Genomic DNA, 19,428 nt, shown 5'->3' with positions numbered 1-19,428 from the left:
TTGGTCTTTTTTGAGATGAAGGTGAAAAGATGATTTATTTCGACCACGCAGCAACGACACCCCCTTATGAGGATGTTGCCAAGACCGTAGCGGAAGTGATGGCTCGGCATTATGGGAATCCGTCGTCACTGCATCGGCTTGGCGAGGAAAGCTCGAAGCTGTTGGATAAAGCAAGGGAAGTTAGCGCCGCGGCATTGGGAGTTCGACCGCGGGAAATCGTATTTACCGGCGGGGCCACGGAAAGCAACAATATGGCGATTAAAGGCGCGGCCCTTCAGTTTGCCGGACGAGGCAAGCATTTGATCACAACCGAAACGGAGCATCCGTCCGTGCTGGAGAGCGTGAAGCAACTGGTGTCCTGGGGCTGGGAGGCGACCGTTCTTCCGGTTGACGGGAATGGAAACGTAACTGCTGAACAGGTGCGGGAAGCGCTGCGTCCGGATACCGTTCTTGTGTCGGTGATGCATGTCAACAATGAAACAGGAGCCGTACAGCCTGTGGAAGACATTGGTCGGCTGCTGAAATCCGCGGCGCCCCGAGTCCTGTTTCATGTGGACGGTGTTCAAGGCTTTGGCAAACTGCCGTTATCCTTGACGGATGGCGGCATTGATTTATACAGCTTATCTGCGCACAAACTAAGAGGGCCCAAAGGCGTCGGTTTGCTGTATGTTCGCGAGGGACTACAGCTTGCACCGCTGCTGGCAGGCGGAGGTCAGGAGGGGGGCTACCGTTCCGGAACGGAGAACATTCCTTATATCGTGGCCTTCTCCAAAGCTTTGCGTTTGGCGGCGGAAGGCCGGGACGCCCGGGCAACCGTGATGTACCGCTTGCGAGAGCAGTTGATCCAAGGGCTTGCGGAGCTCCCGGAGCTAGCGGTAAATTCATCTGCACAGGGAGCTCCGCACATCGTGCATTTTTCTTATCCCGGTATGAAAGCGGAAGCGTTGCTGCACATGCTGGAGGAGGAGGGATTTTACGTATCGACCCGCTCGGCTTGCTCTTCCAAACGGAGTGAACCAAGCCGCATTCTGCTGGCTATGGGTAAATCCAAGGAAATCGCCTCGTCGGGCATTCGGATCAGTATGGGCGATGAACACGAAGAGCGAGACATAGATGCCTTGCTCGCTGCGTTGAAGCAATCGGTCAAGCGGCTGCAGGCTTTACGATAGGAGAGAAATGTCAAGATGCTGGAATATGATATGCTGTTGCTCCGTTTTGGAGAAATTATTCTTAAAGGGCGGAACCGGTCTCGTTTCGAGAAGGTGGCCCACAAGCACGTTAAGGCGCTGCTGCACCCTTTTCCCCGCGCGGAGATCATCAAGGAATATGGACGGATCTATATTGCCTTAAAAGGAGAGCCGCTAGAGCCAATCGTCGCAGCGATGAAGAATGTGTTCGGCGTTACCTCGATCTCGCCGATCCGGGTTACGCCGTCCCGGCTGGAGGATATCATCCCAACCGCTGTAAATTTCGTTAAGGAGCTTGGCGTCGCGCCTGGCACGAGATTTAAAGTAAGCGCCCGCCGGGTCTGGAAGCCATTTCCCCACTCGACGCATGAAATGAATAAACTGGTCAGCGGCCCGATCCTAAACGCCTGTCCCGAGCTGAAAGTGGACGTACATGACCCCGAATTGGAGCTTCGCGTGGAAATCCGGGAACAGGGCACCTATTTGTTCAGTGAAGTGATTCCCGGTGCGGGGGGATTCCCGCTCGGAACCAACGGTAAAGCGATGTTGCTGCTATCCGGCGGTATCGACAGCCCTGTCGCCGGTTGGTCAGCGCTGCGGCGTGGTTTGGAAATCGAATGCGTTCATTTTCACAGCTATCCGTTTACGAGCAAAAAAGCCGAACAAAAGGTCATCGACCTGGCCACCGTATTGGCGGGGTTTGCAGGCTCGATCAAGATGCATCTCGTCCCTTTTACCGAGATCCAAACCACATTGGCGCAATCCGGTCAAGAGAACCTGATCATCACTCTGATGCGAAGATCGATGCTGCGTATCGCCACCAAGCTGGCTGAACGTAATGGAGCCTTGGCCTTGGTAACGGGAGATAGTCTGGGCCAGGTGGCCAGCCAAACGTTGTCCAGCATGAATGCGATCGGACGGGTGACCGATCTGCCGTTGCTGCGGCCGTTGGTCATGACGGATAAGGTGGATATTATCGCGATGGCACAGCAGATCGGCACGTATGACTTGTCGATTTTGCCTTACGAGGATTGCTGTACCTTGTTCGTGCCGAAGTCACCGGCAACCAATCCCAATCTGCATGTGCTGGAGAGCGTCGAGCACTCCCTGAAGGATTTGGACCAGATGATTGCCAAGGCGGTGGAGGACACGGAAACCATCGTCATTCGGCCTGGTCGCAGGATCGTGCGGCGGGAATCGACAGAAGCTGACGTCGTCCAGGAAAATTGGTTCTAATGCTACAAAAAAACCGCCAAAGCCATGTTTGAAGGCTGAGGCGGTTTTTGCTGCTCTTAACGGGTTGCCGGATGGGTCTGACGGCTATCCGTTTCCTTGCGATGCTGGCGTTTCTTCATGTAACCGGCCAACAGCACGCCGGCGACCACAATCGCGATCAGCAGATAGCGTAGAACCGGATTTTCCTCGAAGAAATGCAAGAAATGGCGTTCCTCGGTAACCATATTGGCGGCAGTGTAAGCCAGTACCGCGGAGCCAAGGTAAGCAATCCAAGGGAACTTGTCCAGCAATTTAATAAAGAGGGTACTTCCCCATACGACGATGGGAACACTGATTAGCAGGCCAATTACGACCAGAACCATATGTTGTTTGGACGCCCCTGCGACCGCGATGACGTTGTCGAGCCCCATCGCCGCGTCGGCAATGATAATGGTACGGACGGCAGGCCACAGTTTGTCCTTGGCTTCGATGTTGTCATGATCGCCTTCATCCGCTAACACCTTGTAAGCGATAAAGACCAACATCAAACCGCCGATGGCCAGCAGCCAGGGGATTTGCAATAACCAGACGACAATAAGGGTCGCGGCGATTCGCAGTACCACAGCTCCGGCCGTCCCGTATAGGATCGCCTTCTTCTGGACCGAGTTGGGCAGCTTTCTTGCCGCCATCCCGATGACGATTGCATTGTCACCCGCCAAAATAAGATCGATAAAAATAATGTTGATCAGGGCGAGAAAAAAAGCAGCACTAAATAAGTCCACGTTATGTCACTTCCTCTATAGACGTATATACGTATTAAATCGCTAAAAGGATTCATTTGTCCAGAGTTGTTTTTGTAAAGTGGCATAGCTTGGCTCCATTCCTCATACAAGTTGTAGGGGAGGGATGAGCTTGGAACAATTGCTGCTGTTGTCGGAAATTCTGATCATCAATTTGGTGCTAAGCGGCGATAATGCCGTTGTTATAGCTATGGCCAGTAAGAACTTGCCGCTTAAGCAACGCAAACGGGCCGTGTGGTGGGGCGCACTGGGAGCTGTGCTGCTGCGCTGCATTTTGACCTGGGTGGCAGTTTTACTGTTGAAAATCCCGTTTATTCATGCGGCAGGAGGCGTGCTGCTAGCGGCCATTGCCTTTAAGCTGCTGCTCCCTCAGGAGGAGCATTCTCGCGTGTCCGGCGCAGGCTCATTGTGGAAGGCGGTGCAGACGATCCTCGCCGCCGACTTCATTATGAGCCTGGATAACGTGCTGGCGATCGCCGCGCTGGCGGAAGGCGACGTATCCATCCTTGTCATCGGGATCGCCATCAGCATTCCGATCGTGGTGTGGGGCAGCAACCTGATCGCCGATTGGCTGCAGCGAATGCCGATCCTCACCTATGCCGGAGCGGGTATCCTCGGATACACTGCAGGGGATATGCTGCTGCAGGACCCTCAACTCGGTCCGGTCCTGGAAGCTGCCATCCCCGCATTGGCACATGCCGTACCTGCGGTGACTGCCGCGGTCGTTATTATGTTCGGCTGGCTGCGAAAATATAACGCTGGACGCGGGTAACTCGCTTCGGCAGTTCCATCCACACGATCCGAAAAAAAACATCCGTCCTAGGCCGTGGGCCGAGTGGTTTTTTGGGCAGATTTCATATAAACTGGAAGGGAAGGGGATGTCGTAATTTGCTGCGTCTTGTCCCTCATTGTCTTCTGGAAGGTGTGTGATGGATATGTCCGACAACAACAAGCTGATGACTGGCGTCTTTATTCTCGCTGCCGGAGTGATTATCCTGCTCGGGAAATTAGGGGTGTTCAGCTTTCTTGGAAAGGCGCTTTGGCCGCTGCTGCTGCTGATTCCGGGGATCGTGCTTCATGTATGGCATTTTTGGCGTAAAGGCCCGGCAGAGCTGTTGCTTCCCGGCGCAATTCTGGTTGTCTACAGCCTCGTGTTTTTCACCGGGGTTATTGGCGGATGGCAAACGCTGAAGTTTACCTGGCCGCTCTTCTTCCTCGGCCTGGCCGTCGGCCTGTTCGAATACGGCTACTTCTCGCCCCAGCGCCAGAACGGAATATTCATCGCCGCTATGATTCTGGGAGCCTTCTCGATCCTTCTGCTCGGCTGGACATTGTTCGCTTCCTCGATTGTATATTTCCTGGCTGCGCTCTTGATTATTGCCGGGATCTGGCTGATCGCCGCCCGCGGCAATCGCCGGAGATCCTGGTAATGTTGGGTTAGTTCTTGAATTATTCAAAATTTCACGTATAATATAAGGGATATGTCAAGCGTCGGCATCTAGTCGACGCTTTGTTTTGTGGTTAATGAGGCTGCACTTGGTCCTGTCGATTAAATACCGTTCGAAGTGCAAACTTTATATATAATTCATTACGCTTGACAACTGCTTGATAATCTATAGAGACGAAAGGATTTGGAGATAAACCTATGCGTGAAGAAAACGAAATTCGCAATATTGCGATTATTGCCCACGTCGACCACGGGAAAACGACGCTAGTCGACAAACTGCTGCAACAATCCGGGATTTTCCGGGAAAACGAGGCCGTACAGGAACGGGCTATGGACTCTAATGATTTGGAACGGGAACGCGGGATTACCATTTTGGCGAAGAATACGGCCATTACGTACAAGGATTACTTGATCAACATCGTGGATACCCCGGGACACGCCGACTTTGGCGGAGAAGTGGAACGGATTATGAAAATGGTCGACGGTGTATTGCTTGTTGTTGATGCCTACGAAGGCTGCATGCCGCAAACCAAATTCGTGCTTCGCAAAGCGCTGGAGCATCACTTGACGCCGATCGTTGTCGTGAACAAAATCGACCGTCCGGCTGCACGCCCGGCCGAAGTCATCGACGAGGTACTGGACTTGTTTATCGAATTGGAAGCCAGCGACGATCAATTGGAGTTCCCGGTTGTTTATGCTTCGGCTTTGAACGGCACATCCAGCCTGGATCCCGAGAAGCAGGACGACAATATGATGGCGTTGTACGAAACGATTATCGATCATATTCCGGCGCCTACGGAGAAGGTAGACGAGCCGCTGCAATTCCTGGTTACGTTGATGGACTATAACGAATATTTAGGCCGGATCGCCATCGGCCGGGTAAACCGCGGCATCATTCGCCAAGGCCAATCCGTGGCGGTTATGACACGCGACGGCGGCAAGAAGACCGCTCGCATCGAGAAGCTGTTCGGATTCCAAGGCCTGCGCCGCGTGGAAATCGAAGAAGCTGGAGCTGGCGATATCGTAGCCATCGCTGGGATCAAGGACATTAATATTGGCGAAACGATTGCCGATCCTAACCAGCCGGAGGCTTTGCCGGTATTGAAGATCGACGAGCCGACGCTGCAGATGACGTTCCTCGTCAATAACAGCCCGTTCGCCGGACGCGAAGGGAAATGGGTGACCTCCCGCAAACTGCGCGAGCGTCTGTTCAAGGAGCTTGAAACCGACGTTTCCTTGCGCGTCGAAGAGACGGACAGCCCGGACGCCTTTATCGTATCCGGACGCGGGGAGCTTCACCTGGGTATCCTGATCGAGAACATGCGCCGCGAAGGCTACGAGCTGCAAGTATCCAAACCGGAAGTTATCGTACGGGAAATCGACGGAGTCAAGATGGAGCCGCTTGAACGTCTGCTGATCGACGTGCCCGAAGAAAGCATGGGTGCGGTTATGGAAAGTTTAGGTTCCCGCAAAGCGGAAATGGTCAACATGATCAACAACGGAACCGGTCAAGTTCGCTTGGAGTTCTTGATTCCGGCTCGCGGTTTGATTGGATATACCACGCATTTCCTGACATTGACTCGCGGTTACGGTGTAATGAACCACGCCTTTGACAGCTATGGTCCATTCCTTGGCGGTCAAGTAGGTGGGCGTCATGAAGGGGTATTGGTATCCAGTGAAAACGGCGTTTCGACGCTTTACGGGATTTTGTCGATCGAGGATCGCGGGATTTTGTTCTTGGAGCCTGGTACCGAAATTTACGAAGGGATGATCGTTGGGGAGCATACCCGTGACAACGACATCGTCGTTAACATTTGTAAAGAGAAGCAGTTGACGAACGTGCGCTCGGCCACGAAGGACGACACGGTGAAGATGAAGACGCCACGTCTGTTCTCGCTGGAACAAGCGCTGGAATATTTGAATGATGATGAATATTGCGAAATTACGCCGAAATCGGTTCGCCTCCGCAAGAAGATTTTGAACAAAAGCGAACGTGAACGGGCGGAAAAACATCGCAAAATGTCGGAAGCCAACTTATAATAATTGTAACGTTGCCATTTGAAGGAGGGGTTCGATATGCAGGCCTGGTTTGCTGAGCATCCAGTCGTTTCCTACGTGCTGATCTTCGTGCTGATCGTTTTCGTTTACAATAAAGTATTTCGCGCACAGCAGAAGCTGCCGCTGTTTAAGGAGATCATCCTTTACCTTCTCATGGCGTTGGGTTCGTTCCTGCTGCTCATTTTTCAAATCGACAAACTGCCGATCATTCAATGCTTGCTGGTCGCTGTTGTTCTGATGCTCATGGTACGAATCCGCTATTTTGTCGAGGGACGACGGAACAAGGAGAAAAAGGCAGGTCCGCCGGCTGGAGATAAATCGGCATAATTTGGCTCCCGCCTAAATTCGGTAACTTTTTCGAAACCCGGTACGTCTTTATGGATGCGACAACATTTTTATAGAAATAAGGTGTTTGAGTTCATGAGTTCTAACCGCAGCGGCTTACCTCCTCGGGGGCATAGCCAAAGAGGCTCGGCAAAAGGTGCGAAGAATGGGTCCACCGGAAAAAAGAAGTCCAGCGGCTTTAAACGATTTTTTAAATTTGTCCTGACGCTCCTCATTATCGGGGTGGTTGGGGTTGGCCTTTATGCAGGTTATTTGTTTTATACCGCAGATCAGGTGATCGATGCGACCGGGACCACGGATAAAGTGGCACCGGGAAAATCCGCTAAGGTGAAGCCAATCACGATGCTGCTGCTCGGCACGGATTATCGACCGGAGACCGGCACACATCTTAGCGACGTAATGATGATGATCGCGATGAATCCGGACACGAAGTCCGCTACTGTCGTATCCCTGCCGAGAGACACGAGAGTGAAGATGGACGGATATAAGACAAACAAGATCAACGCGTTTTATCCCAATTTTCTAGCGGCAGAGAAAAAAACGGGTATTTCCGCCACGCAGGAAATGAAAACGATGATGAGCAAGTTTTTTGATATCGATATCGACTATGTTACGGTTCTGAATTTTCAAGGATTCCGTGATGTGGTGGACGCACTAGGTGGCGTCGACGTGAATGTCGATGCAAATATGTGTTACCGCGATACGGCGGACGGTACCGATATCAATTTGAAGCAAGGGGCTCAGCACCTAAACGGGGAAGATGCGCTTGGTTACGTTCGATACCGTAAATCGAACTGCAGCCCTCGAACGAAGGGCTCGGATGACTTTGACCGCAACCGCAGGCAGAATGAAGTGCTGCATGCCCTAATCGACCAAGCGAAGTCGCTTAATGGTGTAATGGGCGCAGGTAAAGTGATCGAGTCCGTCGGCAAGAATATGGATACCGATCTGGAATCGCAGCAGATGAAGAATATGATTCAAGCCTACTGGAGCATTTCCAAGGAAAATGTTGATTTCATGCCGGTAACCGGTGATTGGAAGAGTCCGTACGTTTATTTGCACGAGGATGAACTGGATGCGGCCAAACAAGCCTTAAGGAATCAGATTGCCGGCATCAAAACGTCTGACTCGCAGCAAGGAAATGGCGGGCAAGCGGAAAACGAGCCGGTCAACTGACGATTGAATGCAAGTTTTGCCACATGTTATAATACAATTAACTGACAGGATAGCTGAAGCGTCTTAAGTGGAATCTCATGCAATGCCGTACAGGAGGGCTGGTCGTTATGTCCGAAGTCGTTACCCAATTGTCCGATTCGCTTTATTCGATTTTCCAGTCCGAAACGTTTGTATTGCTGAACACGGTGGATCAGGAATCCGGAGGGCCCACGTCCAGCGCGATCTCTTGGGTTTACGCCGTCGATCATTCGAAGCTGCGGCTCGCTCTGGACCATCGCTCCAGGCTGGTCGGCAATTTGAAGGCCAATCCGCGAGTTACCGTCACGGTATTCGGTCAAGAGACGATTTACTCGATTAATGGCCGTGCTTCCGTTGTGCAAGATCCCCTAGACGGCGTGCCGTTCAATATGTGCTGCTTCGATATTCATATCGATGCCGTACGGAATGCGTTGTTTTATGGTGCGCAACTGGTATCGCCGCCGGAATATGCCAAAGTTTACGACCAGCGTGCTGCGGACATGCTGGATCGTCAAGTGTTTGACGCCATGAAGAAAGCCTAGCGAGGTTATCGCTAGGCTTTTTTTCCATCTTGGGACAAACTTAACGCAAGTTTTGCCGCGTCGTGCCGCCGCCAGGGGCCATTTTCATTTGTTTCGGGTTCACGCCTTCGGGAGGTCGCGTATCGCTCGGGAGCTGAGGAACGATTCGTCCGATGATATCGGCAAGCTCGGTGGCGAAACCGGAAACCGGATGGCCTTCGCGAATTTTCTTGCCGATCTCGGTAATCCGTTGGTTCAAATCCATATCGGCGGTTACGATGGCGCCAGCTCCGTGCGGATCTTTTCGAAGCGCTTCAGCGACTGTATATTTAATGCTCCCAACCCTTGCGCGCTCGAGGCGGCTATCCACATCGATGCCCACGATGGCGGTTTTGCCCATAATGACGCAATGTGCGCCTTTGACGCCGGGAACCTTTTTCACAAGCTGCTCCAAATAGACTTGTCTGTCACGGTCTGACATTGCCCTGTTGCCGTTTGTACCGGTTGTGGCGTAAGGGTCCACGCTTTGCGCTCGGGGCGTATTCTCTGTTTGATTCCTTGGAGAGGGTGATGCCTTTTCAGAACCAGTTCCGCAGCTTGTAAGCAGGGAAGCCGTCACTAACAAACACAGCCATATTCGCATGTTCGATCCGTCCTTTCGGAATTGATCTCTCGTTATCGGAGTTCAGATATCGAGATTAGATTTCCCTGGGCGGAAAAAAATATGTATGAATCACATAAGGCTGCAATGACCGCGGTTGGAGGGGTTAATGGTGAAGAAAATCTTTGTATTGGATACGAATGTATTGCTGCATGATCCGGGGGCTGTTTTCGCTTTTGACGAGCATGATGTGGTCATTCCGGCGGTCGTGCTGGAGGAAATCGACACCAAAAAGCGCAATGCTGACGAGATCGGGCGCAACGCGCGAGGCGTATCGCGCTTGCTTGACGGATTGCGGGAAACGGGTCATCTGCACGACGGCGTGCCGCTGGAGGGCGGCGGGCGAATCAAGGTGGAATTAAACCACCGCAGCTTTGTCAAGGTCCAGGAAATGTTCGGGGAGGTCACCAACGATAACCGGATTCTTGCCGTTGCCCTGAACTATCATCTGGAACAGGCGGAGCTGGCTTCGCCGCGTCCGGTCATCCTGGTGAGTAAGGATGTACTCGTTCGGATCAAAGCCGATGTCCTAGGACTGCATGCCGAGGATTACTTGTCGGACCGGACCGTTAGCCCCAGCGATCTGTACGGAGGTTACTCGACCCTCAAGGTTCACCCGTCGGTGATTGATGAATTTTATACGTATCGTTTTTTGCCGATCAAACCGCTTGGACTTAATTATTCCCTTTACCCTCATGAGTTTGTAATATTAAAAGATGAAATGGGCACCGGCAAATCCGCTTTGTTAAAGGTTAACGAAGACGCCACACGCATGGAGCCGCTGTATCTCAGCAACGAGCCGATCTGGGGGATCAGTGCTCGAAATGCCCAACAACGTATGGCTTTGGAGCTGCTGCTCAATGATGATATCCCGCTGGTTACCATCACCGGTAAGGCGGGTACCGGGAAGACGTTGCTCGCCTTGGCCGCCGGCCTGCTGAAGGTTGAGGACGAACACAAATACAAGAAGCTGCTCATCGCTAGGCCCGTTGTTCCGATGGGGAAGGATATAGGTTACCTGCCCGGGGAAAAAGAAGAAAAGCTGCGTCCTTGGATGCAACCGATTTATGATAACCTGGAGTTCTTGTTCGACACGAAAAAGTCCGGCGATATCGAGAAAATCCTGATGGGACTCGGCAGCATTCAGGTGGAGGCGCTCACGTACATTCGAGGCCGCTCGATCCCGGGGCAGTTCATCATTATCGACGAGGCGCAGAACCTGTCGCGCCATGAAGTCAAAACGATTGTGTCGCGCGTCGGGGAAGGCAGCAAGATCGTCCTGGTCGGCGATCCGGAGCAAATCGACCATCCATATCTCGACGCAACGAGCAACGGCTTGACCAGCTTAGTCGAGCGTTTCCGCGACCAAGGCATCAGCGGGCATATCACGCTGGAGAAAGGCGAACGCTCGAAGCTGGCGCAGCTGGCGGCGGATTTGTTGTAGGAGGACGTCTGGTTCCCGGACTCGTCCGGCCGGTCACCGTGGCGGAAACCGTGGTAGCCAAGTCAACGGAAGCAAGTAACGCCTTCGGCCCGCTCTTGTCCGCCGGTTGTCCAATGATGAGATGGAAGGAAGACAACCGGCTCCCAAATGCGGACGTAAACTTCATCTGGTTCGTTACTTGCTTTCCTGGAGTGGAGAAGGTGCTATTCGAGTGCTCGCCACTCGTCCTTCGCGAAATAATAGTAAAAGCCCGGCGAATCGGTATAACGTGATTCGCCGGGCTATTTTGGCCGTATGGAGGAGGGCTAACGGAACGGAGAGACGTTATTCGGTTGCAAATGAGGGAACCTGAGCTCTAACGGAACCAGATGACCTTATTTGGACACTTTTGGCGTCTACAGTTAGGTTTTTGACTAAATAGCGGCTCGTGATTCCGTTAGAACGGGAAATGTCCGGGAAATACACAAATAGCGGCTCTCAGTTCCGTTACTGAATAACATATCGCGCGCGAGCCTCCCTAGGCACAAATTAGTTAGTTTCTTAGTCCGGCGAATCGTTATAACTTGATGCGCCGGGCTATTTTGGCCGTATGGAGGAGGGCTAACGGAACGGGGAGACGTTATTCGGTTGCTAATGGGAGACTCTGAGGTCTAACGTAACCAGATGACCTTATTTGGACACTTTTGGCGACAATAGTTACGTTTTTGGCTAAATAACGGCTCGTGATTCCGTTAGAACGGGAAATGTCCGGGAAATACACAAATAGCGGCTCTCCGTTCCGTTACAGAAGAAAATTTCGCGTGCGTGCCTCCCTCGGCGCACTTAAGCTAACATAGTAGCAGGCGAATCACTATTTAAGATTCGCCGTGCTTTATTACACCATCGGCGGGAGGAGCCGGAATGGTAAACTCAATTAAGAGCGCGAAAGGCCAGAGGGGGAAATGATTCTGAAGAAACTAAAAGCTTTCTGAAAGAAAGCTACTTCGGAAGCATAGGCTGTGTTCGCCTTTGTGAGCGGATTTCTACTCCATCTGAATTAGTTCAATCAAAGGAATCCGCGAGCAACAGCGATCGTAAGAACATTTCACCCGGCGGCCCCTAGCGCTCTTGAACTCTTTGTATCGCCCGAATCCTCCCGCGACCTCCCCATATACAATTTTTTACGGGACAATCCATTCCACGATTTGCTACAATACGGAGTATCGGAATGTTTATTGACTTACGCTCCTAAACTGAGGAGAGGAAGAACAGGCGTGAAGCGAAAAAATCATTGGGTGCTTTTTGCAATCCTGCTGCTCGCTTTAATCAATCTGTCCCCTAGCGAAGAAACGACGTTGGTTCGCCCGGAAGACCGCGGTGAGACCTTGCCGTTTACACCGCCCGAAGCGAGTAACCTTCAAGAGACTGGCCATATTCAAGTCGCGGTGCAAATGGACGAGTCCGATTTCCGGCGCTTGGAGGAAATGAACCGGCAGTTTACGGTGATCCATCCGGTGGAGGTCGATCTGGTGAATGTACCGGCAGAGGAGACCTATGCTTCTTTTCAGCGACAACTCATGAAGCTAGGGGATTCGCCGGACGTGCTGCTATTGGACAATGTCTGGATTCGCCGCTTTGCTGCGGATGGTTACCTGCTGCCCACAGAGGGATATTATTCAGGTTCATTGTCTGGAGAAGTGTTAAGTGCTTCCTTGATTCCTAACGAATGGAACGGTTATGTCTGGGGAGTTCCGCTGGACGTAGACCCCTATGTGATGGTCTATAACCCGGCCAAGCTAAAGCAGTTGGGCCTGGAGCATCCGCCAGCATCGGTGGACGATTGGAACGCCTTGTTATCCGCTTATAAAAAACAACGTTCCCAACCCTACCTATTGGGCTTGGATTATCGCGATCCATATGCGGCGGCAACGCTGCTTTGGCAAATCGGGGGAGGCTGGAAGCCGGGGGGGACCGAGCCGTTTTTTGCGGTAAAGGGCAACATGCCGTTCTCACTGCAACAGATGGAGCAGATTCAACCTTGGCTACTGGATTCGGGTGCGGCGGGAGCTGATGCGTGGGGGAAATTGAATAGCGATGAGTTGGCCATGATGATCGTCCCGGCAACTGACGCCCAGAAGCATACGCATCCCCAAATGAAAGTGTGGATGCCGGAGGTGCAGCCGAATTTGGCGTCATCCTGGATACGAGGACGTAGTTATGCCGTCTCCTCCCAAACGGACAATCCCGAAGCGGCAGGTTTGTGGATCTCGGAGATGACCTCCGCGTTAAATCAGATGCGCTGGCAGGAATCATCGGGGCAGCTTCCGGTAGTGAAAACCATTTATTACGAAGCTGCTCGAAACGAGCTGCCGGCTTGGATTCCCGCTACATTGGCTGCCGGGGCCGGAGCTGCACTCCCGGCGAGTCCGGCGTTGCCAGGACAACTTGAAGCGTTCGCGACACTCACTTACGATTATTTGAGTGGGGCGATAACCGCCAAGCAATATCGCGGCCGGTTGGCTGAGCTTAGCCAGTAACGCCGCTTTACTTACAAAGCCAATTTTAATTTCACCGTCAACGTTCCCTCGGAGATGGCCGCATCGGTGGCCTCAACGAAGGGGACGATTTTTTTAGGATAAAATCCGAGATCAAAATCCCGTTCCAGCTCGGCCCGCGTCGTATCCGGCAGCGCCAAGCCGTTAAACAACAGGCGGTCAACGTGAAAGACGATTGAATTCTCCGGTTCTTGCTCTACCGTATAATGTCCCTCAACCTCGAGCTTCAAGCCCTCCCGGCTACCTCGCGCAACGATCTTATCTTTTTCGAAGCGAAAACTCATATCTTTCAACAGCTCGTTTTGACTATATAGAAAGGCATTAAGCTCTTCTTCGCGGATTTCCAGGCGATAACCGCCTTTTTCGGCAATCAAGCTGTTCTCGTTTTGCTGCAGGAAGTCGGGAAAGTGCGACATGGCGGAACTGAGTGCCTGAAAATACTTCCGCAACTCATATAATCCGACATTCTCCCAATAAGCCGTGAGCTCTTGAATCAGCGCTTTGAGCTTTTCGGGGTCGGTACTGAGCCCAAGCGTTTCATCGACCCTTTGCTGAAGAGCGGCGACACGGCTACGTTGGAGCTGAAGCTCTTCTTTCATGCGAGCCAATTCAATGGAAGTATCATCCAGTTTCTGCTTTGTACGCTTTAGCTTGGCGTAGTCCGACTTGTATTGGTTTAATACGACGCGATCCCGATCCATAATGAGTTGGTAATAGTCCAATACGGTAAAAAAATCCTTAAGGTTGTTCACGCTCAGCAAAGCGTACATTAGATTTTCCCGTTCTCCCATATAATAAGCACGCAGCCTTAAGCCGGCTTGCTCCCGGCTGACGCGAATTTGTTGATTCTTATCGGAAAGTTGTTCCTGCAAATCACGAATGGCCGATTCTGTTTCCTGCTGGCGGGACTCAATCCGTTCGATTTCCCGGTCGATTTCCTGAATCGACAAGCTTTGCTCCAGGATTTGTTGTTCTTCGGCGGTGAGCGGTGCGGCAACGGCAGGCATGCCGGTAATATGGAGGGCAGTCAATGAGAGCAATAGACAGAGCGATATGAGGCGTTTCTTCAACAGCGATCCTCTCCCGTCAATAGTTGTACTATATATATGATAACAGGTTCGGAAATAGCAGAAGCAACGAAAAAAGGCGTTCCGGCCCACAGCCGAAACACCCTTTTGGAACACTTATGAACGCTTGGGATTAGAGGGGCAAACCCATTTTAAAGATCGTCCAGTAGCTGAAACCGGTAAAAGCGACGATCATGTATCCCCAAAACAGCAGGATATAGGTTCTCTCGGTAAACTTCAAGTAGCCGAAAAGTACGAAAAAGGCGGTTTGCAAGAAAAATAGCAAGGCCATTTCCGTCATATCGCCCGCAAAGGCCATAAGCCCAATAGCCAAAGTGAAGAAGCCAAGGACGCGGAACATGCGTGCCACGAGGTAATCCCCCTTTCTTATGTATCAACGAACCTTCCATTTCTTTTCTCATTATACCCGTTAGGCCGAAAAGTGTAAACGAAAAGTCAATATTTAGCCAGATTCTGCAAATGACAATGTGAGCAATATAACAGTATTATCGACTGTCATATGCTTATGTTATTCGTTTCCGCGAACGTCATGTATGGAGTTCCTTGATTTTGGAAATACATTTTAGTATCAAATAGATTCTATGAACTCTATGAGAGGCATAGAAATGGAGTAAGAAGCATTTTACCCATACGCCTGCCGGAGACCGCCGGTTGGAAGACGGTTAGACTAGGATGTCGTTAGGAGGTTTTTATAGCATGACAGCTGTGAGACAAGATGCATGGAGCGCAGAAGACGATTTGATTCTGGCCGAGGTGACTCTTCGGCATATACGGGAGGGCAGCACCCAATTAAACGCTTTCGAAGAGGTCGGGGAACGGATTGGCAGAACGGCGGCGGCCTGCGGTTTCCGATGGAATAGCTGCGTACGGAAAAAATACGAAGCGGCCATCAGCATCGCCAAAGCACAGAGACAGAAACGGAATTATATGAAAAAGCAAACCCCGCTCATCGCGGGTTCCGGCATGGCTTCCCTCGCTTCCGTCGAAATGGACGACGGCGGTTATCGCGGCAGTGATGGAGTAACCGAGGAAACGATATCCATCGATGCGGTGATCCGTTTTTTGCGCGGATGGAAAAGTACGGTTCAGGAGACGAACCGTCAAATGAAATCGCTGGAGAAGGAGCTGCGTGAGAAAGAAGAGGAGCTTGCCGCACTTCGCGAAGAAAACGAACGGTTATCGACGCAGGTCAATGAGGTACAGACCGATTATCGGGTCGTCAACGACGATTATAAGGCGTTAATTCAGATTATGGACCGGGCCCGGCGGTTGGCTTTTTTGAACGAAGAGGACGAGGAAAGTAAATCTCGATTTAAAATGGATGCGAACGGAAATTTAGAACGAATCGAATAAGAGGGACGAGACAGAAAACTCCTGCCGAAACGGCAGGAGTTTTGTGTTTTAGGGGAAGGGTTTGGTATAAAGGGAATAGGAGGAAAGAAAGGACGTGGAGCTTCAATGCAATTTGATATTATTGGCGCAGGAGCGCTGGGGTTGCTTTTTGGTGGCAAGCTAGCGTCGTCCGGCGAGTCCGTTCGATTTTGGACAAGGACTCCCGAGCAAGCCATTTCGCTGAAGCAGGAAGGAATCCGGCTCGACGAACCGAACGGGACCTCATTCAACGTAGAGGGAAATCAGTTCGAAGCTTATTATATGGAAGAAAGCGGTTCGATCGAGATCGCCAAACGAGCCGATTGGCTGCTGCTAACGACAAAACAACGGCATCTGGATACCAAGCTGCTGAATTCCGTCGGCCAACTTGCGGGTCCGGAGACGAAGGTCGTGTGTTTTCAAAATGGAGTAGGACATATGGAGTTGATTCGCAGCGCATTGCCTGGCGTACCGGTATATGCGGCGATCACGACGGAAGGCGCGAAACGGATAAACGAATATAGCGTCGTCAGGGCCGGCCATGGGACAACGCAAATTGGCGAGAGCGGTAGCTCGCACGATCAAGTGGGGTATGGAGAAAGTTTGGTAAAAATGCTTGAGACAGCAGGATTTACCGCCCTTTTGTCGAAAGACATCGAGAGGGAAATCTATAAGAAGCTACTGATCAATGCCGTCATCAATCCGTTAACAGCTCTATGGAGGGTTGCGAACGGACAGTTGCTTGAAAAAGAGGAGCGACTCCTCCTGCTGCGGCAGTTATGCGAAGAAGGTACTGCAATCTATAACTCCAACGGGATTCCCTGCGATAATGACATGTTTGATCAAATCGTAGCGGTATGCCGGGCAACAACCACCAATATCTCATCGATGTTAAAGGATGTGCAACAGGGCACGCCGACGGAAATCGATTATATTAACGGGCGATTGGTCGAAATGGCACAAACCAAGGGGATTTCAGCCCCCGGTCATGAAATGGTATGGCGGCTGGTCCGCGCATTATAACCTGACATGAATATAAAAATATAGTTACTTACTTGGCAAGTCATCTTTTTAATTACAAATTGATGTGGAGGTGGGGCTTTGGAAGCGTTGGTCTCTTCCTTTATCGTGTTGGCCATGATCCCAATCATTCCTTTTGGGCTGGTTTATTTCATTCATTTCCAAGTGAGACGGGATAAAAAAGCGGCGCTGAAGCTAGCTATGGACGTGACGACGCTGTTTCTGATCTTTTCAGTATCCGCGTTGTTCAATAACGTGTTTCATTCAACCTTTGGCTTCTATCTCATTCTCATCATTCTGCTGGTTGTCGGAGGGTTGATTGGCGGCGCACAGACTCGCCTGAAGGGGAAGGTTGACGGTCGTAAGCTGTTTCGCGTAGTTTGGCGCCTGGCGTTTGCGGGAACCGGTGCGGCTTATGTCCTGTTATTTTTGATTAGCTTCATTACATATATTACAGCGGCATAGATCAAACTACGGATACAGGTGAATACCGAATAAATGAATGACATCTTTGGTTAATTGTTAAGGAAAACAAATGTCAATATTGTATATTGGACTATTTTGTTAAAGAAAAGCGCTGAATTTATCAAATCGCGCGAAAAATCTTTAAATTTATGTTGGATTTTTTTGACCGCTGGTTGTATAATCTAAAAACATATACCAAAACATTTTAAGGGGGATATTGCTAGATGAAGAAGAGTAAAAGTCTTTTGCTTCTTCTGACGCTCGTTCTTGCAGTCGGCACTTTGCTTGCCGCATGCGGTTCGAACGGCGGGAACAATGGCGCTGCCAATAACGGCGCAGCTAACGGAGGCAATACAGCTTCCGACAGTGGCAACAGCGGTGGAGAGAAATTGGCCGCAGATCAAACGCTTAGAATTAACCTGAGCGCGGAGCCGCCAACATTCGACCCGGCTCAAGCTCAAGACAGCCAAGCCAACACCGTTCTGAAGTTGATGTACGAAGGACTTACGCGCCAGGACGAATCTGGTCAAGTCATCCCCGCTGCAGCTGAAAGCTGGGACATCGACGGTACGAAGTATACGTTCCACCTGCGTAAAGACGCGAAATGGAGCAATGGCGACCCTGTAACCGCGAACGATTTCGTCTTCGCATGGGAACGCGTCCTGAGCCCGAAGACAGATCCGGCTGCACCTTATGCATACCAATTGTGGTACCTGAAAAATGGTCAAGAATATAATGAAGGAAAAGTTACGGATTTCAGCCAAGTCGGCGTTAAAGCAGTTGACGACTACACGCTGGAAGTTGATCTGGTAGCTCCGACACCGTACTTCTTGGGTCTGACTTCTTTCTATACGCTGTATCCGGTTCACCAATCCGTGAAGGATGACCCGAAATGGGCGGTTGACCAAAGCAAAATGATCGTGAACGGTGCGTTCACCTTGACCAACTGGGTGAAGGGCCAAACGATTGAAGTGGCCAAGAATGAAAGCTACTGGGATGCAGCCAACATCAAGTTGAGCAAAGTTACGATGTCCTTGGTAAACAGCAGCGCGACTGAGCTGGCATCTTACCAAAACAACGAATTGGATCGTGCCGGTGCGCCTAACGGTGAAATTCCGACCGACCAAATCCCGATCCTGAAGGATCAATTGAAAGATGAATTGGAAATCAAAGGTATTTCCAGTACGTACTACTATGAATTTAACGTAACAGCTAAACCGTTCGACAATGTGAATATCCGCAGAGCATTCTCGATGGCTGTCGATCGTCAAGCAATTGTTGATAACGTAACACTTGGCGGCCAAGTACCGGCGTTTGGCTTTGTACCTCCGGGTATCAAAGGCGTTAACGATGAATATCGTAATGAGCACAAAGACGACTACTTCACAGAAAACCTGGAAGAAGCGAAGAAGCTTTTGGAACAAGGGATGAAAGAAGAAGGCTACACCAAACTTCCTGAAATCACTTTGATCTACAACTCCAGTGAAGCTCACAAGAAAATCGCGTTGGCTGTTGCTGACATGTGGAAGAAAAACCTGGGCGTTGACGTGAAATCGGAAAACCAAGAATGGGCGGTATTCATTGAAAACCGTCAAAACTTGAACTACCAAGTCGCTCGTGCAGGTTGGAGTGCTGACTACAACGATCCGATGACTTACTTGGATATGTGGGTAACTGGCGGCGGTAACAACGACACTGGTTTCTCGAATGAAGAGTATGACAAGCTGATCCAAGAAGCGAAAACTAGTGACGATATGGCGAAACGCGATGCAAACTTCGCAAGAGCCGAAGAAATCTTGATGAAGGACAATCAAGTCCTGATGCCGCTCTACTACTACACGAACGTTTCGGCTACGAAACCGTACCTGAAAGGCGTAGTATTGGACTTCAGTGGCGCGATCGATTACAGCCGCGCTTACCTGTTGGAGCATTAATCGGTAAGTATCAAACTTCATAGGAATTTCGGGATATATATGTGGGTATTCCATATATATCCCGTTTTTTTTGTGCGCGGATTTCTTCCAAGCATTTCGTCCTTATACAATTATATGGAATAGACAAAGTGGTTTTTTTCACCT

18 protein-coding genes are annotated in these 19,428 nt (G+C 50.9%); 14 read left to right on the top strand and 4 right to left on the bottom strand.

All coding sequences use genetic code 11. The features are described 5' to 3' along the window. Positions 1-29 precede the first annotated feature (29 nt). Together KJS42_RS08850 and thiI are read left to right on the top strand one after the other, a co-directional pair. Positions 30-1,169 carry a cysteine desulfurase family protein gene (locus KJS42_RS08850; RefSeq protein WP_213622621.1) on the top strand — a complete coding sequence of 380 codons (1,140 nt, stop codon included), beginning with the start codon at positions 30-32 and terminating at the stop codon, positions 1,167-1,169. An 18-nt stretch (positions 1,170-1,187) separates the two neighbouring features. After that, complete coding sequence (gene thiI, locus KJS42_RS08845; RefSeq protein ID WP_213622757.1) at positions 1,188-2,423, top strand: tRNA uracil 4-sulfurtransferase ThiI; 1,236 nt, start codon at positions 1,188-1,190, stop codon at positions 2,421-2,423. A gap of 56 nt (positions 2,424-2,479) precedes the next feature. On the opposite strand, the gene KJS42_RS08840 is transcribed toward thiI, so the two are convergent. Next, positions 2,480-3,184 carry a TerC family protein gene (locus KJS42_RS08840; RefSeq protein WP_193416369.1) on the bottom strand — a complete coding sequence of 235 codons (705 nt, stop codon included), beginning with the start codon at positions 3,182-3,184 and terminating at the stop codon, positions 2,480-2,482. Between the two features lie 130 nt (positions 3,185-3,314). Between KJS42_RS08840 and KJS42_RS08835 the strand changes: the two genes are divergently transcribed. The 6 genes from KJS42_RS08835 to KJS42_RS08810 all read left to right on the top strand — a co-directional run bounded on the left by KJS42_RS08835 (position 3,315) and on the right by KJS42_RS08810 (position 8,788). After that, a complete protein-coding gene (locus KJS42_RS08835) occupies positions 3,315-3,974 on the top strand; it encodes a TerC family protein (protein ID WP_155607775.1) in 660 nt (219 codons plus the stop codon). Between the two features lie 157 nt (positions 3,975-4,131). After that, on the top strand, positions 4,132-4,632 hold the full coding sequence (locus KJS42_RS08830; protein WP_155607774.1) for a hypothetical protein: 501 nt from the start codon (positions 4,132-4,134) through the stop codon (positions 4,630-4,632). A 215-nt stretch (positions 4,633-4,847) separates the two neighbouring features. After that, positions 4,848-6,689, top strand: coding sequence for a translational GTPase TypA (typA, locus tag KJS42_RS08825; RefSeq protein ID WP_155607773.1), 1,842 nt, complete (start codon positions 4,848-4,850; stop codon positions 6,687-6,689). Positions 6,690-6,725: 36 nt separating this feature from the next. Beyond that, complete coding sequence (locus tag KJS42_RS08820) at positions 6,726-7,034, top strand: YlaH-like family protein (RefSeq protein WP_155607772.1); 309 nt, start codon at positions 6,726-6,728, stop codon at positions 7,032-7,034. A 93-nt stretch (positions 7,035-7,127) separates the two neighbouring features. After that, positions 7,128-8,228, top strand: a complete 1,101-nt coding sequence (locus KJS42_RS08815; RefSeq protein ID WP_213622620.1) for an LCP family protein — start codon at positions 7,128-7,130, stop codon at positions 8,226-8,228. 107 nt (positions 8,229-8,335) lie between these two features. Beyond that, complete coding sequence (locus KJS42_RS08810) at positions 8,336-8,788, top strand: pyridoxamine 5'-phosphate oxidase family protein (RefSeq protein WP_155607770.1); 453 nt, start codon at positions 8,336-8,338, stop codon at positions 8,786-8,788. Positions 8,789-8,828: 40 nt separating this feature from the next. On the opposite strand, the gene KJS42_RS08805 is transcribed toward KJS42_RS08810, so the two are convergent. Further along, entirely contained in the window at positions 8,829-9,410 is a 582-nt protein-coding gene (locus KJS42_RS08805; protein WP_193416367.1) for a YhcN/YlaJ family sporulation lipoprotein, read from the bottom strand. A gap of 130 nt (positions 9,411-9,540) precedes the next feature. On the opposite strand from KJS42_RS08805, the gene KJS42_RS08800 reads away from it, so the two are divergent. Together KJS42_RS08800 and KJS42_RS08795 are read left to right on the top strand one after the other, a co-directional pair. Further along, positions 9,541-10,872 (top strand): PhoH family protein, encoded by a 1,332-nt coding sequence (locus KJS42_RS08800; RefSeq protein WP_193416366.1) that lies wholly within the window; start codon positions 9,541-9,543, stop codon positions 10,870-10,872. Positions 10,873-12,125: 1,253 nt separating this feature from the next. Further along, positions 12,126-13,388 (top strand): ABC transporter substrate-binding protein, encoded by a 1,263-nt coding sequence (locus KJS42_RS08795; RefSeq protein WP_213622619.1) that lies wholly within the window; start codon positions 12,126-12,128, stop codon positions 13,386-13,388. A gap of 11 nt (positions 13,389-13,399) precedes the next feature. Here the strand turns inward: KJS42_RS08795 and KJS42_RS08790 are convergent, their stop codons facing one another. Together KJS42_RS08790 and KJS42_RS08785 are read right to left on the bottom strand one after the other, a co-directional pair. Then, positions 13,400-14,476: a coiled-coil domain-containing protein gene (locus KJS42_RS08790; RefSeq protein ID WP_244868423.1), complete on the bottom strand. Its 1,077-nt coding sequence runs from the start codon at positions 14,474-14,476 to the stop codon at positions 13,400-13,402. Between the two features lie 130 nt (positions 14,477-14,606). Next, positions 14,607-14,843, bottom strand: a complete 237-nt coding sequence (locus KJS42_RS08785) for a DUF2626 family protein (RefSeq protein WP_193416364.1) — start codon at positions 14,841-14,843, stop codon at positions 14,607-14,609. Positions 14,844-15,190: 347 nt separating this feature from the next. On the opposite strand from KJS42_RS08785, the gene KJS42_RS08780 reads away from it, so the two are divergent. The 4 genes from KJS42_RS08780 to KJS42_RS08765 all read left to right on the top strand — a co-directional run bounded on the left by KJS42_RS08780 (position 15,191) and on the right by KJS42_RS08765 (position 19,284). Continuing rightward, positions 15,191-15,847 carry an RsfA family transcriptional regulator gene (locus tag KJS42_RS08780; protein WP_155607767.1) on the top strand — a complete coding sequence of 219 codons (657 nt, stop codon included), beginning with the start codon at positions 15,191-15,193 and terminating at the stop codon, positions 15,845-15,847. Between the two features lie 105 nt (positions 15,848-15,952). Then, a complete protein-coding gene (locus KJS42_RS08775; RefSeq protein WP_193416363.1) occupies positions 15,953-16,888 on the top strand; it encodes a ketopantoate reductase family protein in 936 nt (311 codons plus the stop codon). Positions 16,889-16,966: 78 nt separating this feature from the next. Continuing rightward, positions 16,967-17,350: a DUF3397 domain-containing protein gene (locus KJS42_RS08770; protein ID WP_206106935.1), complete on the top strand. Its 384-nt coding sequence runs from the start codon at positions 16,967-16,969 to the stop codon at positions 17,348-17,350. Positions 17,351-17,574: 224 nt separating this feature from the next. Beyond that, positions 17,575-19,284, top strand: coding sequence for a peptide ABC transporter substrate-binding protein (locus KJS42_RS08765; protein WP_155607765.1), 1,710 nt, complete (start codon positions 17,575-17,577; stop codon positions 19,282-19,284). Positions 19,285-19,428: the final 144 nt, after the last annotated feature.

It is taken from the genome of Paenibacillus sp. J53TS2, assembly GCF_018403305.1.
Classification (GTDB): domain Bacteria; phylum Bacillota; class Bacilli; order Paenibacillales; family Paenibacillaceae; genus Fontibacillus; species Fontibacillus rhizolycopersici.
This window is presented reverse-complemented; position numbering and strand designations above follow the sequence as displayed.